The organism is Sagittula salina (assembly GCF_017813235.1).
In the GTDB taxonomy this organism is placed as follows: Bacteria; Pseudomonadota; Alphaproteobacteria; order Rhodobacterales; family Rhodobacteraceae; genus Sagittula; species Sagittula salina.
Genome location: NZ_JAGISH010000007.1, coordinates 283,668 through 298,796, shown reverse-complemented (window position 1 = coordinate 298,796; position 15,129 = coordinate 283,668). Strand labels below are relative to the sequence as shown.

Annotated in this window: 12 protein-coding genes and 1 pseudogene; 4 read left to right on the top strand and 9 right to left on the bottom strand. The window is 55.6% G+C overall.

Annotation, left to right across the window (positions count from 1 at the left end; genetic code table 11):
• Positions 1-34: 34 nt before the first annotated feature.
• Genes J5474_RS14340 through J5474_RS14330 form a run of 3 tightly spaced genes read right to left on the bottom strand, consistent with a single transcriptional unit; the run spans position 35 to position 3,980 of the window.
• Positions 35-1,024 carry an ATP-binding protein gene (locus tag J5474_RS14340; RefSeq protein ID WP_209361580.1) on the bottom strand — a complete coding sequence of 330 codons (990 nt, stop codon included), beginning with the start codon at positions 1,022-1,024 and terminating at the stop codon, positions 35-37.
• Positions 1,021-3,243: a Mu transposase C-terminal domain-containing protein gene (locus tag J5474_RS14335; RefSeq protein WP_209361579.1), complete on the bottom strand. Its 2,223-nt coding sequence runs from the start codon at positions 3,241-3,243 to the stop codon at positions 1,021-1,023. Before J5474_RS14335 ends, J5474_RS14340 begins: the two co-directional genes overlap by 4 nt.
• A complete protein-coding gene (locus J5474_RS14330) occupies positions 3,240-3,980 on the bottom strand; it encodes a hypothetical protein (protein ID WP_209361578.1) in 741 nt (246 codons plus the stop codon). Before J5474_RS14330 ends, J5474_RS14335 begins: the two co-directional genes overlap by 4 nt.
• A 703-nt stretch (positions 3,981-4,683) precedes the next feature.
• On the opposite strand from J5474_RS14330, the gene J5474_RS22830 reads away from it, so the two are divergent.
• Positions 4,684-4,938: a DUF1153 domain-containing protein gene (locus J5474_RS22830; RefSeq protein ID WP_245216466.1), complete on the top strand. Its 255-nt coding sequence runs from the start codon at positions 4,684-4,686 to the stop codon at positions 4,936-4,938.
• Positions 4,939-5,159: 221 nt separating this feature from the next.
• Here the strand turns inward: J5474_RS22830 and J5474_RS14320 are convergent, their stop codons facing one another.
• The 4 genes from J5474_RS14320 to J5474_RS14305 form a co-directional block, all read right to left on the bottom strand.
• Positions 5,160-6,791, bottom strand: a complete 1,632-nt coding sequence (locus tag J5474_RS14320) for an asparagine synthase-related protein (RefSeq protein ID WP_209361577.1) — start codon at positions 6,789-6,791, stop codon at positions 5,160-5,162.
• 7 nt (positions 6,792-6,798) lie between these two features.
• Positions 6,799-7,317: a lasso peptide biosynthesis B2 protein gene (locus J5474_RS14315; RefSeq protein ID WP_209361576.1), complete on the bottom strand. Its 519-nt coding sequence runs from the start codon at positions 7,315-7,317 to the stop codon at positions 6,799-6,801.
• Positions 7,318-7,520: 203 nt separating this feature from the next.
• Positions 7,521-7,688: a hypothetical protein gene (locus tag J5474_RS14310; protein WP_209361575.1), complete on the bottom strand. Its 168-nt coding sequence runs from the start codon at positions 7,686-7,688 to the stop codon at positions 7,521-7,523.
• 176 nt (positions 7,689-7,864) lie between these two features.
• A complete protein-coding gene (locus J5474_RS14305) occupies positions 7,865-8,398 on the bottom strand; it encodes a hypothetical protein (RefSeq protein ID WP_209361613.1) in 534 nt (177 codons plus the stop codon).
• Between J5474_RS14305 and J5474_RS14300 the strand changes: the two are divergent.
• Both J5474_RS14300 and J5474_RS14295 read left to right on the top strand, forming a co-directional pair.
• Positions 8,381-8,503, top strand: a pseudogene (locus tag J5474_RS14300) (ATP-binding protein); the annotation flags it as partial. The gene J5474_RS14305 and the pseudogene J5474_RS14300 overlap by 18 nt on opposite strands.
• A 341-nt stretch (positions 8,504-8,844) precedes the next feature.
• Positions 8,845-10,989, top strand: coding sequence for an AIPR family protein (locus tag J5474_RS14295; RefSeq protein WP_209361574.1), 2,145 nt, complete (start codon positions 8,845-8,847; stop codon positions 10,987-10,989).
• Positions 10,990-11,223: 234 nt separating this feature from the next.
• Here J5474_RS14295 and J5474_RS14290 read toward each other — a convergent pair whose 3' ends face one another.
• Positions 11,224-12,327 (bottom strand): SEC-C domain-containing protein, encoded by a 1,104-nt coding sequence (locus J5474_RS14290; protein ID WP_209361573.1) that lies wholly within the window; start codon positions 12,325-12,327, stop codon positions 11,224-11,226.
• A 458-nt stretch (positions 12,328-12,785) separates the two neighbouring features.
• On the opposite strand from J5474_RS14290, the gene J5474_RS14285 reads away from it, so the two are divergent.
• The gene (locus J5474_RS14285) at positions 12,786-13,838 is read left to right on the top strand and encodes a PIN domain-containing protein (protein WP_209361572.1); all 1,053 of its coding nucleotides are present in this window, start codon (positions 12,786-12,788) and stop codon (positions 13,836-13,838) included.
• A gap of 324 nt (positions 13,839-14,162) precedes the next feature.
• Here J5474_RS14285 and J5474_RS14280 read toward each other — a convergent pair whose 3' ends face one another.
• A complete protein-coding gene (locus tag J5474_RS14280; RefSeq protein WP_209361571.1) occupies positions 14,163-14,996 on the bottom strand; it encodes an FRG domain-containing protein in 834 nt (277 codons plus the stop codon).
• Positions 14,997-15,129: the final 133 nt, after the last annotated feature.

Below are 15,129 nucleotides of genomic sequence, written 5' to 3'. Positions count from 1 at the left end.
GGAAAAGCCCTGTCGCCTTCGAACGCAAGGTGGCCTAAACGAGCACTTGGGGCGGCACGAAATCGGGACAGGTCCACATCGTCTCATAGCCGTCATGGGTGAACGGGGTCGCGAGCTGATTCATGCCCGTTTTTTCACACCAGGCCAAAACGAAATCGCCCATACTCAAGTTGCCGGGGGTGCGGAGGGTCGCTTGGCCGACGGCGTCCAGCACAAGGTCGATGACGAGCCCCCACCGAAACGCCCCCGCCGTCGCGAGACGATGGAGGAAATCCTCGGTGCGCAGATCATCGTCGACGGCCAGATCGGCTGCGATGGCATAGCTCCCGACGATGTCGTTGAGCACCGTGTAGTCCTCCGGGGTCCGGCGTGACGGGCTCGACAGATCGATCTCTTGGAAATGCACGCGCGTCAGGAGCCTGTCGAGTTGCCGCTCCTGCTCGACGTAATCGCTCAATTCTGGAACGCCCGAGAGGATCAGCATCAACGGCCAATCGGTCGACTTCATGAGGGTTTTGAAGGCATCGAGAACGGGGAGCATGTCTTTGTCCTGCTTGCCTCGCAGGATGTGTTGGGCCTCATCGTAATGAATGCCGATGACCCCCTGCTTCTTGGCCTGAGTGATCACCAGTTGCCAGATTTCGAATTGGGTTCGCTTGGTCTTGGCCGTGATCGGATACCCAAGAGCGTGCAGCGTTTTGCGGCCGAGGTCCTTCCAGGTTCCCTGGGCCTCCAGCAGGCAGTGCCCGAACTTGGCGACTTTTCCGTCGGGCAGTGGCGTGTTGCTCTCGTTGAACCGCTTGAGCATGGCAGAGATCTCCGCGGTCTTACCGGAGCCCGAGTGGCCGGTCACGAGCAAGCTGCGGGCCTCGAACGTCCCTCCCGCAGCCAGAAGCCCGAGGTGGCGGCTGAATACCTGCGCGAAGCTGTTCTGCAACTCGGCGCCGCGCGCCAAGGGGTAGTAGCCGCTTGCGAGGCGCTCGCTCTGCTGCACGACAGATGGGATGATGAACGGATTGGTCATAGCTTGCTCTTCGTGATTGGCGGGAACGTCACGGACCGGCGGTCCCGCTGCGGTGCTTTCGTGGTGTCGTCGGGGCTGTGCGTTTCTACGGGTTCGGGAGGCTGACTGGGCTCTTCTGGCGGAGGGGAGCCCGCTGGGTCTGCTGCACTGATCGGGAGGGGACGTGCATCGCCGGTTCGGTCGCGGCGCCCAACATCGCCCGGCTTCGTGGTAAAGCCAAAGGACGACCCGGTAGGCAGGGCTTCTACCGTCAACACGTTCTCAGCGCGCGTTCTCAAATGCTCGATGGTCGTATAGTTGGACGGGTCACGAGGGTCCGTATGCATATCAATCTCTCTCGCGCGACGCGCCTTGGCCTCCTCGAGATGGCGCTCATGCGCAGCACGCAGCTTGGGATTGTCCCGCGAAGCCCTTTCCATGACTTCGATGGCTTCCTCGAGCGTGAGATCCTTCAGGACGGTCATGGTCAAGCGCGCTTCCATGATTTCCGGCATACCTTCTGCGGTTACATAGACCTTCCGCAGATCGTCCGGATCGAGATGAACGGTGACTGGTTTTGACGAGTTTTCTGCGTAGTTCTGCAAAGCGGAAGAGTTGAACGGGATGTTGAATACCTTGACGCCCTCCGAGGTGACTTTGACCGTGCTGCTCTCACCGAGGTGCAGACAACGATCGCGCTGCGACGGTGCTTGCGCAGGGCCATATTCTTTCAGGACGTTTTCGAGCTTCTGCCGGGGCGTTGCATTGTACATGCCGGTGCCTTGGTGCGGACGGAAGGGATATTCATCGATGAAGTACCGAGTGATGATCCCGTACAAGTCATCATGCGTCAGCTTCGCCTTGGCCACAGCATCGTATCCGGTCAGGTGGCCTGGGTATCTACCAGCATAGCCGGGCAGGAAGTTGAGAACCTGGCCTTCCAGGGTGCCGAAGAGGCGCTCGATGTAAGGCTTGTCCGTCGCGCGATAGGCGCGACCCGTCATGACCGTCATGCCTGCACCTAGTTGTGCCGCGTAGACTTCGCCATTTCGCGTCGCGCTGCCGTTGTCGGCAACCGCCATGACCAGTTTCACCGGCGGCACGGGCTCGCTCACGCAACGGTAGCGTTTGGCTTCCTTGTGCTTCGACCGCGTCGCCATGCGCAGCAACGCCATGCTGTGATCTGCATCCGCAGTCTTCGAAATAACCCAGCCCAGGACTTCGCGCGTCGCGACATCGATGATGACGTGCAACCAACAGCGGCGGTGCTCATTTGCGTCCAACTCAGACGTCGCCTCTTTCGGATCAAGGACCCGAATATGCGGCTCACCATCAGGACCGGTGAAGATCGACAGGTAAACCTGATCCCACTCGTACCTTTCGCCGAAATACAGTGCCCGGACATCTGTCGAGCCGGCGCCTTTGACGTTCACGGTGTGCCGTTTGCCGCTCTGACCCATAGCGACGATGGTCTTGGATACCTTTTTGGCGCGGGCGCGGATCGTGGTGTCGGACGGATACTTGAAACCTGCTGCGATTTGCTGCGCCGAAAGAGGGAAGTTTGCCCGGACAATTTTGATCACGTTGGCCAGCTGGGGCTTGGTGGGCACGAGCCAGCGCTTGAGCACCTCCGCAATGAAACGTTCCTGCCATGGGGCCATTCGCGACCCCCGACATCCTTTCATGTGCGACCGCTCCATGAGCACGATCATGTCGCAGTCAAACCTATTGAACCGCTTGCGATATGCGTCAATCGTCCGACCTTGCGGCAGTTTGAAAGATTTGGTTGTCCTGCCCCCTTTCTGCTTCTTCAGCAGTCCGAGGTCGGGCGCATATTTATCGGCTTCTTCGAGAAGAGCCCGGCGATGCCTGCCGCCATTGCTCATGCTGCGCTGCGTCAGCTTCAGGCCTTTGGCCTCCAAGGCGTTCGCTGCGAATACCAGCGCCTGCTTGCAGAGAATGTCAAACCGTACCTCCGATTTGCACTGGTCCACGTGTTCCAGTCCGCCGGTGAATTCTCGGAGTATCCTCTTCTGCGCAGCATCTAAGGGCGGCAGGACTTCGCAATTGCGCTTCTGGATCTCATTCTCGACGTGCTTGATCGGGATCGAGAAGCAATCACCCGTGTCCAGGCTTTCGACGCTGAAGTCGGTCTCGTCGACAGAGCTGACTGTCAACGACTGGCCGTTCAATATCAGCTCCGAGCCCTTGGGAATGTCGTAGAGCTGCACAGAGGTCATGCCGCCAGCTCCACAAGAGACGTGTAAGCGCACACACCATGCAGGTCCGTGCGCAGGATGCCTCGGCCAATGAGGCGCAGTGCAGCCCGGTAGGCGCGCCAATCCTCGATATCGCAGAGTGCGATCAGATCACTGAGATAACAATAGCTGCCATTCCTGGCAGCGGCTTCGACGACGGCATCCGCTTCGGCATCGACCGCCTGCATCATGTCCCAGATGCGCCGAAGATTGTCGCGGTAGGCACGGGTGTAATCGTCCGCATTCACGACGATGCACTCGTCGGCAATGACACCGGTGGCCGCTGCGAAGATATCCTCGATCTCATCGATGGTTGACCGGCGCGCGAGGCTGCGAGCGTTCTTCACGTATATCGCACGCCGATACCCGTCGTTGAATGTCACGCGAAGGTCGAAGTGATGGTTCCGGAGCTTGCGCTTTCGACGGCAGAAATACTGAATTGGGGCCAGCTGCACTTCGAGCCCGAAGACATCGGGGCTCCGCAGCACGTCGAGCGCGACGGCATACTCGGATTCGCCGTCGAAGTGGTAGACTTGCGGCTTCCAGTCGGTCATCGGCGTCGCGATCGTCATCGACACGCGTTTCACGCTGTCGCTGCGCGTCAGCGGATTGCGGCTGCCAGCATACGGCAACACACCATGGATGGGAGCCACCTTCAGCGCAGGCAGGCTTGGGGCGGGGCCGAACTGCTCGGGGCCCCGGGTATCTTCCGTCAACATACTGTCTCCGTTCCCGGAAACTGCTCGCTTCCGGGGTAGTTCATTGTTCTTGGGGACGGAGATCGCTCTTGCCTGGACCGTTTTCGGCCTCTAGCGTGGCAAGTGATACACGGGCGATCACAGCCCCAACTTTTTGGCGCGCACCTTCGGGTGCGCGTTTTTTCTTTGGGTCTTCCCGCCGGAGCGGTCGGACTAGCATAGCCTGACCGGAGCCGGTGAAAATCCCAAGAGAAAAATATCTTCTCAAAATCACCAATCGAAGATGCGCGGCTACGGCTTCCTTTCGAACTTGCAAGTTGCTGAAAATGCGAAAAATAAAACAAATTTCCAGGCCGGAAACTCGCCAGAGGCTGTAATGTCTCAGAAAAAACTATGACTGCCGACGGGGCGAGGAAGGTCGCGGCGGCGCTCTTGAACTTGGTTCACGGAAATTCCCATCTGCAAAAAGTACGTACTTTTGAACGTTAGGGAGGCCGTGAAAACCGTTGCAGGCACAACACACAGCCACTCGTCAGGCGTGAATGTTTACTTGCGACTGCCGTCAGAGTGGAGCCACGGGACCGACTCGCTGACGCAGAGCACTGGCTACCGTTGCCGAGGGGCTACGACCGGGTCTGGTGCCAAGGCCCCCCCTTTGCAGCTGCACGTCGGCCATGTACCGACCCAGTGAAAACCTGCTCATGCTACAAGGGAGAACGTAGCAATGAGTATGACGATGGACGACAGCATCAAACGGTGGACGGCGAAGCGGAAAACTGCCCTGGTGATCGAGATCATCCAAGGCAAGACAACGGTCGCGAAGGCGAGCCGGTCTTTTGGCCTTACGCCGTCCGAGATTGAAGGCTGGCCCGACGCGGCTGCGCTGTGTGGAGGCTACACCGCATCGGGCCAACTTCCGTGGCGCCAGAAGGGGTCATTTTTGGACGCCGACAGGGGGTCAATTTTCGATGCCGATTGACAGCTCGCTCCTTCATTGACCGACTTCCCGTCGGCTCTGGGTCAGTGCGTTCGCTCGAATTATGGTCGACACCGCTCCCGAGTTGCCATGTCCTGCGGTAGGAGAAGCCGGCCACCGCGGCCGGGACCAGCGGATAGGATGCGGAGCCCGATTTATCGCCGAACCTCGTCACAGTGTCGGCTTCGTGGACATTATTGTTTACGGACCGTGTTCCGATTTGGTCACGCATTCGACCATGAGGTTTCAAATGAACGCAGCCATAATTCGGCCTCGACGGCTGCTCCAAAGAAGGCAGCATGCGGGCAGGCCCCCACCGAAGTTTGTTCGATTGCGCGCCTCCAAGGGCCCTCTTCAACCCAACCGCGCGAGCGCAACTCACCGTCTTTCATGCTGTCGAGAAACGAACCTGCCTCCGCAAGGTGCAGTTCGCGCAAGGGTTGAGACGACCCTTTGTCAGTACGGGCTGCAATCTCGGGAAGACCGACGCGCGCGAGAATCGTGCGCTGCAAGGATCGGTCGCCAGACACGCCACGCCGTTCTTCGGGCGAAAGACCCAGCATGAATTCGACCAGCGGGCGGTGAAGCAGCGGGTGAACAACTTCCGTACCAGAGGGCATGGGATGCACGAAGTTCTCTCCGGCCGCTTGGTCGAAGATTGCCTCCCACAGGTAGCGGGAGGAGGGCCTACCGACCGACAAGGCTAAAGGCGGAACGCGGCGCCGCGCCTCCGCAACGAGATCCCGGGCAAGCCAGTCTGGAAAGATTGTGTCAAGCGGCTCTGCGAGGTTGCGCCGGCTGAAGTACGCCTGAGCGACCGGCACGCCGACGTATCGCAGGTAATGCGCTGCCCCGCGATGCCTCTTGCGCTCGACAGCATACATGGCTGCGCGGCGCCACGCATGCCGGAAACGCAAGGCAACCAAGCCGTCAGCGAGAAAGGCCGGAACAAGGCCTTTGTAATCGAATACGACATCTCCACCCACGCCGGTAGCCACGCGGCTCGCTCGCGTTTCGCGCACGAGGTCGACCACGGCGAGCACGGTATGTCGGTAGCGTCCGTTTCCCGGCTGATCAGGGAAATCCGGAAGTGACGTGCAAAGCCCGCTTCGGTCGGCGTCGAATTCACGGAGCGGAACGTCGAGGCGTTCGGCGACCAACCGCGCAAACTCCCGGTCCCTGCCATTCATGCCCCGAGCCGAAACATGGCTCACCCCAATGACCTGCCGCCCCGCGCCACACGCGATCGCCGAGACGAGCGAGGAGTCGGTACCTCCGCTTATCTCGCAAACCATCAAGCTGTCCGCTGGAAACAGGTGGTCTATGGCGTCGGCAAGATGTTCCTCGAGACATTCCGTGGGATCACCCGGCATGACCCGACTTTCAGGACGCCATGGGCGCACGGTAGCCATATCTCCGCCCGAGAAGATGGCCGTCGTGCCGCCATGAAGCTGGCGAACCTGGGCGAAGGGGGTTTTGTCCATGACCGGGCGCAGGGCCAAGGCGCGGGCAAAATAGGCCGGGTCAAGCGCCGTGCTTCCGGTCCTCTGCGCGACCTCCAGGAGATTGGATCCAACGACGATCCGGCTGGGCCCACGATGCCAGTATGCCCGCCCCAGACCGAGGCTGCTCTGCACGAGGATGACATGGTCCCGTTCGGCGATGGCAGCGGAATACTGGCCGATCCAGCGGCGGGACAAATGGTGCCCATCCCTTTCGTGTGCAGCGACAAGCCCGTCGAGCGCGCCGGGTCCGACCCCGGAGAGCCCATAAACGCAGCCGTTCCTCTGGCGGATCTGCCCGCGCGCCAGGACGACCCGGCCCATGGCATCGCACTCGATGAGAAAATCGGCCATGCGGCCTTCAGGCCACGCGCAAGATCGGGCGGAACGCCGAGATCCTGCTCTCATCCTGCTCGTTTTCGAGAACCGGCTTGCCGCCGAGTTCCACCCAAGCATGGGCCGTGAACGGGAAGCGTTTCACGCCGATCACGAATACTGGACGACGCGAGGCATGCCTAAGAAAGGCGAACAGGGCCAATGCGCGGGGCAAACAGTCAAGATCGCCCAACCGGCTGGGCAGAAAAGATTCAGCGCGGCAAAAGGCGCCAAGGACATCGGCGTCGCGCAACACAGGCCTGGGCTGGTGCATCATGGCCCAGCGAAGGGTACTTCCGAAACGCCGGAAAAAGAGCATTTGCCGCGCGGCCAGAATGGTCTTGACAGCCATTGCGTGACATCCGGGCAAAATCATCGGCCGGCGCAGTATCGGAACTTCTGGATTGGAACGGGTCAGTCCCACCCGCTCCAGTTCCCGTCGAAGTTCGGGATTTTCGTCGCCTGCGGCGAAATCGAGGAAGCGCGCGGATGTCTCCGGATCCATTGCGTGATATCGACCCTCTGCGAGATCGAGAAGGATCAGCGCCCCGTCCACGAGACACCAGGAAAGGTGCGCGATTTCCGGCCGCGGACGTGTCCGAGCCTCGAGGACATCATCGCCCCGCGCCAGTGTGCGTGAGTCCGGTGATGCGATTTCGCCCCACGCGTTGCCAAACTCGACCGACCCTGCGCGCGCTCGCAATGGCGCTATTCGCCCGCTCCACGACCTGGGTCCTTGTACTTGCTGCTGGTACCGCCGCCGTCCGACATGTTGCCGTGGCTGTCATGCCCGGTCAGCGCCTCGACCGTCCCAAGGGGCACGATCCGCGGGCGGTCGGTTTCGCTCTTCGGTAAGGGCTTCTGGGTATTCTGCATGATCCAATTCCTTCTGAAAGAGATATCTCAGCATGCCATGGGGCCCCGAAAAATCAACATCTCCGCACCGGCACAGCGGATGAGGTCCGCCCGGACGGACGCGACGCTATGCACGAAATCGGGTGTTCGTCGCTTTGCACCGCGTTCCGGGTCGGCTGTCCGAATGCTCGGATAAATTATGACCCGGCACACCGCATCGAATGAGCGTCCATCACGTCGCTCGTATTGACTCTCAAGGGATCAATCCCGTCGGGCATTGGTTCGTCGGCGAGCTTTTCGCCAAGATACTCCGCAAAAACAGCGAGCTCATCGCAGCCAGTCCCCAGCCAGAGCTCATTCATGAGCCGGACGCCTACGGATTTTTCGATCAGGGTGTCCTGCTTCACTGGCCTGTCCAGGTCCTCGGCGTGGCACATCGCATCGCGAAAAGACTCTCGTGCGGATGAGACGTCCTGAACCGGTCCCTCCGCAAACAGGATCCGCGCCTTCAGGATATCCATGTCGCCCTGCCATAGCGCATCCATTTCAGACTGGTCGATCGTCGTCCAGACATCGAGGGCCCGCTCCGTCTCTCCGAGGCCGATCAATGCCTCCACAAGAGTCGTTTTTTCCGACCGGGTGAATTCATCATGGTAGCTGTCCCAAAACTCAAGATGAACCTTTGTCAGCCGTTCGACACGCCCGCGCTCCGCTTGTTGGATCGCGAACACGGCTGCCACATCCTGGAGACCGGAAACGACAGCTATCGCTTCAAAGCCAGCTCGGAGACCGCGAAAAAGAAGAGAAAGGAGACGCCAATGTTGACCCCATCATGAACCGACCGACGTACTGAAAGGCGGGTCAAATCTCGGTGACAATGCTGGGTCAGTTCTCAGTGACATCCAACACACGTGCGATCTCAATCCTGCCAAACGTGGAAGCGGACACACCATCAGGATCACGCGGCGAAACTCCGGGTGACATACAGGAAGGGGCGGGAACCGGGCTTTCGCTGCTGACGCACCCGCCCACGCTTACATCGGTCGAAGCAGACATTGGAACCTAGCGCGACTTCACACACAAGGGCTTATACGCTACCCAGCTATCTTTAGTTGCGATGAGGAACCCGTTCGCGCATGTTCTTTTATAACAAACGTAGTAGGTGAGCGAGCATCCCATGGGACACCAAAAGACAAAATTCACGTTTCCGGCAAAGGCCCGCGAAAATCTTCTGATTGAATTCATTGATGAGGCGGAAGAACGCTCGCAGGATGAAGACTTAGGGGCTTTTGATGCAGTAGCATACCTTTGCATGGACCTCTTTGGTCTTGGCCATGAAGACGGAGCAAGCAGAAGCGATGGAAAGGGTGATCGTGGAATAGACTGGTACAGGGTATCAAAGTCATCCGCTACTATCTACCAGTTCAAAGGACCTCAAGACTTCTCACGGTCGTCATTTGATAGGCCAGTAACCCCAAGCGACCTCAGCGACCTGCGTCGGATACTAGATTATCTTGAGACCATTTCCCAAAAAAAGAACGTCCAGAACCGACGGGTTAGAAAGTTTCAGAATAGCGTTAACCTTCGGCTCAATGCGGTAGCAGAGTCGGAAGACGAGGCATTTTTCTTCACAGTTAATTATTTCATATCAAAGGGAAAAATGAGTGATCAGGCCGCCGAAGAACTTAGGGAAATTGAAGAGGTCGCAAGAGGGATAACTGAAATTGGGCCGGTTTTGGTCGAAGTAAACGTTCATGTGAAGCTTATAGATGATATTCTCGAAGAACGTTGGAAACAACAAAATCAACAGTGGAAGACGCTTGCAGGCGACAACGAGGAATGGATCACCCTTCAAGCTGATAATCGTGGTGGTATCGACGACGGAGTTTGCAACATCGTGTTCTGCCGGGGAATTGACCTGATCCGCGCGTATGAAGATTTCGGGCATAGGCTCTTCGCGCCAAATGTGCGATGCTACCTTCAAGACACGCCCGTCAATTCAAGGATTAAAGAGGCGGTAAAAACCGCAAAGGGAATTTCAAATTTCCGCTATATGAACAACGGTGTGACAATCATTGGTGAGGCGATAGAAAAAAAGCAAAATCCGAAGCTGCGGATTCGAAAGCCGGGGGTTGTCAACGGTCTTCAAACGATACGAGCACTTAGTCAAGCCTATGTTGAGCTCGACGAAAGTATGAAGGGTCATTTCGAGCAGAACTTGTATCTGCTAGTAAGGATTTTCGCCGGGAAGAAACACTCTTTCTCAACCGATGATTTGGTAGTTGCAACAAACAATCAAAATAAGATGGAAGCGCGAAATCTCCGCTCAAACACAGGAACTCAAAAGCATATAGAACAACAGTTTGCTAAATTAGGCTGGTTCTATGAACGTAAGGAGAAAGCATGGGAAGCTTTTTCAGAGTCGGCTGGCAGCTGGGATACTTTGAAAGGGATGAAAGCGGTAAATTTTGGAGGCAACGCAAAAGCCAACCGCCGCAATGTGGACAATGAGGTTGTGGCGGCGGCATGGTTAGCCTTCTCCGGTTACTCAGACATCGCCAGAAATGAGAAAAACAAGTTATTTTCAGATGACAAACGATACGAGCGCATCTTTGAGTTGATACCAGCCAAACACGGTTACGACTATGACTACAAGCGCGACGGACCAACAGATGATCCCGATAGTCAGAGCAGCATCCCGCCTGCATCGAATATGCTGCTGGCAACTCTTGTTTATACAAGCGCCAAGTACTGTGCGTCTTCTGCGGCTGAAACTAAGCGGCGCTTCATTCTGAAACATGAGCTTTCGGACCTAGGAACAGATGAGCAGAACGCTCGGCTTGCACAGATTCCGGAATACCTTGCTGAACTTATGATGGTCTCGTCACCGTTCTTGTTTACAGAATTGTTCGGATATCTTTTTTTCCAAGTCCCCGTAGAAAGCCGGGATCGTGCGGCCCAAAAGATACTGTCAAAGACCGATCTTAGACTGGTCTTTGAAGGGAAAAACTATATCGACCTTAAGGGGCATCTATGGAACGCACCCGAGAAATCTGATTTCTTTCGCGCATGCTATCAAATGTGGGCGGCTGTGCTAGCTGAGTTTTCCGAATCTGAAGCGTTTCGTACTGATCTTCTAAATGCTTCGTCGAGACCGTCATTCGTTCATAATGGCCCAACAAGAAGAAAGTTGATCGGAAGATTGCGTGAATACGATCTCTCCATCGAACGCAGAGGTGCGCTAGACAAAGAATGGTCTGAGCCGTTTGATACCGCAGCTTCCGTTAGCAGAGCTTTATCGCATTTTTGTTCGGTAGCGTGATTTCGGTATGGTGCACTTGTCATGGTTTTGCAACATCCGAAAAACCAAGAAAATTCGGCAATGGGAATGGTGCATAAATTCGGTGCGTATTTTGGCGTAAGCTTCGGGGGAACTGCGCCGCAGCGGGGTCATCCAGCCCCAAGGTCGGGTTTGGGCCGGTCGCAGTTCCCCGAGGTGCTGCGCAGCCGGAAAGATGATGCGTAGCTTCCGAGGAACTCTCTAAGCTCAGATTGATCAACCGCTGTCAATTCCTACAATGGTGGCGCTGGTGACCGATTCCTGGTCATCTACAAACTCGTTCGCAGAGCGTCGTCGGGTTAGGGTGCCGCTCATCATCAGTTCGGTGAAGGCAGCACGGCGAGATGTTTGCAAAGATTCCCACCAACTCGGACGCAGGAACAAGTTGTCGGTCTGGAGGAACAATAGTCGGAGCAAGACATCGGCCTTTCTTCCGTCAGCAACTCTCGCAAACGAACTCGCAAACGCTCCAGCTGCTCCAACTTCGCTGCCAACCCACCCGAAAACAGAAATTGTCTGGCCATTGAGCGAGGTCACATTGACCGTAATGTGATCGTAATCTGCGCTGTTTCGGCCGAGCCGCTGTAGCGGTTTTCCCTGAACGTCGTATTCGGGATGAAACGCGCCGCAAGCCACGATGGGAAGGATGCGATCGAACCGGACCGCAAGAAAGTGAAAATCGTCTCGTGCGCCCGAAAGAAGTCGTTCGTCGAACTGTTTCTTCCATCGATCCACGTCGCGCATACCGACCTTGACGCCGGACTCATAGGTCTTTAGGTGCGTTTGGATCATTCTTTGTAGGAGAAACGAGCACCCGCGGTCCAATTCTCGCTGCACCGAAATCCCCTTGAGTTGCGCCTCCTTCGCAAACCGCTCATAGGCGATCGCCCGGTAGCTGAAGAGAAAAGCTGTGTCCTTGTTCAGCGACACTGTCTCCCCCTCAATCGGCTTGAACAGCGCCGTATCGTGCTTATTGCAGAAGCCGGGGAACACTGACGCACTGTTAACCCCGACTTTTCGAGGCGAGGGTTTCCCCTGGGATTCCATCATCTCCTTCATCGAGGGCTTTGCAGTCAGAACGTGGCCGGCTTCCGAGATCTCGGCAAGTCCGCCTTTTTTCTGAACTGTATGAGCCTTAATGATCCGTGGACTGCAGGGATCACTGTCAGGATCGGGATGTGAGCAATAACCTTCCCGTAGCAGAGCGATCATCTTTTGCTCTGCTTCAAATATGTTGATCGGCGCCTGCCGCTCTCGGTCCGAATGGCACTTTTTGTATTTCAATCCTGACCCGCACCAGCACTGCTCATTGCGCCCCATCTTTTCTACGGGGTTAATCGGGTCGGCTCTTAGCGGAGGCGCGTTCAGGGAAGGATGAGAGTCCATTTCTAAGTGTACCAATCTCTAAAAAGGCAGAAAAGTCCGAGCTGCTGACCTTGGGCTTTCAGTTCATGCTGCACGGTGTCACGAATGGCCGGTCTGGGGAAGCTGCGCCGCAGCGAGGCGACGCTCAATGAGAGGCGGCCTTGGGCCGAAAATGGGCTCTGCCCTGTGGACTTCATTGCTCCAAAGCTACCGCATGAGCGCAACGATTTCCATCTCCGAGCCCATATGGACCGGTGCTGCCCAGAGAGCCAATGGCGGGTTGTCAGGAAGTGGCCAAGAACGTATCAATCGGAAACAATGTCTTGACTGGGGTTAGCCATCAACGACGGACTTCTTCCCCGTTATGCCACCCTCGTGCGTGATTCATAAAATCGCTTATTCTGGAGCAAGGCGTGCCCACGATATTTCTTGATACTAATGTTTTTATAGATGCTGGATACTTTAGGGCAGCTGGTGCCCAGGCGTTTCTGCGAACATGTAAATTTGCCGGTTTTGATCTCGCCGTGCCCGAAGTCGTCCTTGATGAAGTTCGAGGAAACTTCAAACAGGGACTTTCTACGGCTTTGGTCTCGTTGACCAAGGCAGAGCGACAGGTTGCTCGGTTTGTAATTCTTGAAAGTTCTGAAATTTCGTTTGATGAAGATACCGAAAATTTTAATGCGCGCCTCGAAGAGTTGTTGGAAGATATAGGGGTGGACATCCTGCCTTATCCCAACACAACGACAAGAGAATTGGTTATCGGTGGCTACTCCAACAACAAACCTTTTAAGGAAAGTGGCGAAGGACATAAGGATTATCTAATATGGAAATCGATAGTGGAAGCGATAAATCCAGCTGACGGACCGCACATCTTTGTTACCAGTAACACGTCAGACTTCGCCCAAGAGAAGACCAAGGAGACGTTCGTTATGCACGGTGAACTTCTGCCGGATTTACCTACTGGGGTATCAATACTGGGTTTCACGGGGCGACAATCGCTTCTTGAGAGCCATGTTTTGCCTCGCCTTGACGGGTGGAAACCTTGGAGCGAATCCAAGGTCGATCTCGATATGGGAAGCTTTGCTGAAAAAGTTATAGGAAAGGAGCTTCCTTACAAGACGATGTATGGGCTGGAGGGGCTGCCATTCAGTAATGAGGTTACGATTACGATGTATGGAAATCCAGAAGACCTGGCCGTGCATTACGCCCTCATCGGAGATCAATACATGGTCCGTATTCGAGGTAATTCTGAATGCCTGTTTGATGGATACATGGACAAATGGGAGTATTTCTCAGAGCATTCTGAAACGATATCGGGTAGCGATTGGAACGACCACGTTGTAAGCGTCGAAACTGAGGCGATAGTGGAATTTGAGATCATGGCCACCTACGACCCCGCGAGTGGAGAGTTAGGTGGTGCTACCCTGAAGGTGCTAAACGAGATCGAAGACGACATCTACCAATAGAAACTTCTTGCGCATGAGGTCTCCTCGTTTGGACGAGGGCGCATCACGCAAATCGATCAAGACTCAAATTCTTTGGAATTGCGGTAAAATCGATTTGCGGGGCCCGCGCCTCTCGAGCAGTCATTTGCTGAGTTTGGGATATCGGCATAAAATTCCGCATAGCGGTCCGAGGGCTGGATCTGCTTGCTTGAAAGTGGAGTGAAGGGCAGCTGTCCAAGGGCTGAAACCGATCGTCCCCCGCGCCAAGTTCGAATATCCGCAGAGAGCCCTAAGTTGCGACGGACGCCAGGGGCCGAAATATCAATGCGTTTGCGGCCTTAGATATTACATCTTATTCTTTGGTCGATACTTCGTAGCTATGTAGCGAGCGGAGTTCTCAATATATGGAAAAATCGTGCTTTCGTTTAGTGCCAGCGTGTCGAGTTCTTCAAGGATCTTTGGCTTTGCCTGCGCGCTAATTGTCAGCCGCTCAATCTTGATGTCGTCGTCACCTTCCTCGGGAAGTTCGGCATTTAGTCCAAATATCAAAAAGGCACCTGACTGGGAAACGATTCGGGTGTTGCTGAGTTTTCCACGAATGCAGATAATTCTTCTGAGATCATCTGGAATTATCGTATCGGTGAAGTAAGGCTTTTCTTCTTTGATGAAGTGAAGAAGCTTTCGTATCGCCTCCTGGCTATTAAAATCAGTGCCAGCTTTCGTAAAGTCAATCGCGACTTTATCATTTTGAGATAGCTGAGCCAAATTTGAGATGCAGCTGGCCGTGTCGCTGTCAAAAAATTTAATATATTCATGGTTGACTGCAAACCTTATCACTTCGCCTGTGTTGTCAGGAGAGGATTTGCAGGCAAAATACAGAGCCACGAGCGGATTTGTAGAAATGTCGAGTAATCTGGTCGGTAGTGAATAGTGCTGCATTCTGACCAACTTCTCGAACGTCGAAGCATCGTCTCGAAAATCGGGAGCGTTCGCTATTAAGAGCTCGCGGAACATGATTGGTTCAGCGGCACGCTCTTCCGGAGTCCTGAAGATAGCGGGTTGCAGCTTGTATTTGTCTCGGTTGGAGTGCCCTCGGTAGAATAGGGTTTCCTCTCCAGCTTTGGCGATCTTGAACACCTTCCGCACAAAGCCTTCCACACTGGTGATACCCTTTGACATCACTGCTCCCTTAAACGCTTGAGCTTTGACAATAATGAAGTCTCTATATTGTCACCCTTTCTGGGCGAGCAGATCAAGTAGCGTCGTCCGTCGAGCAGGTCTGCGATCGGCTTTTGGTGCTTCGTTCGCTTCG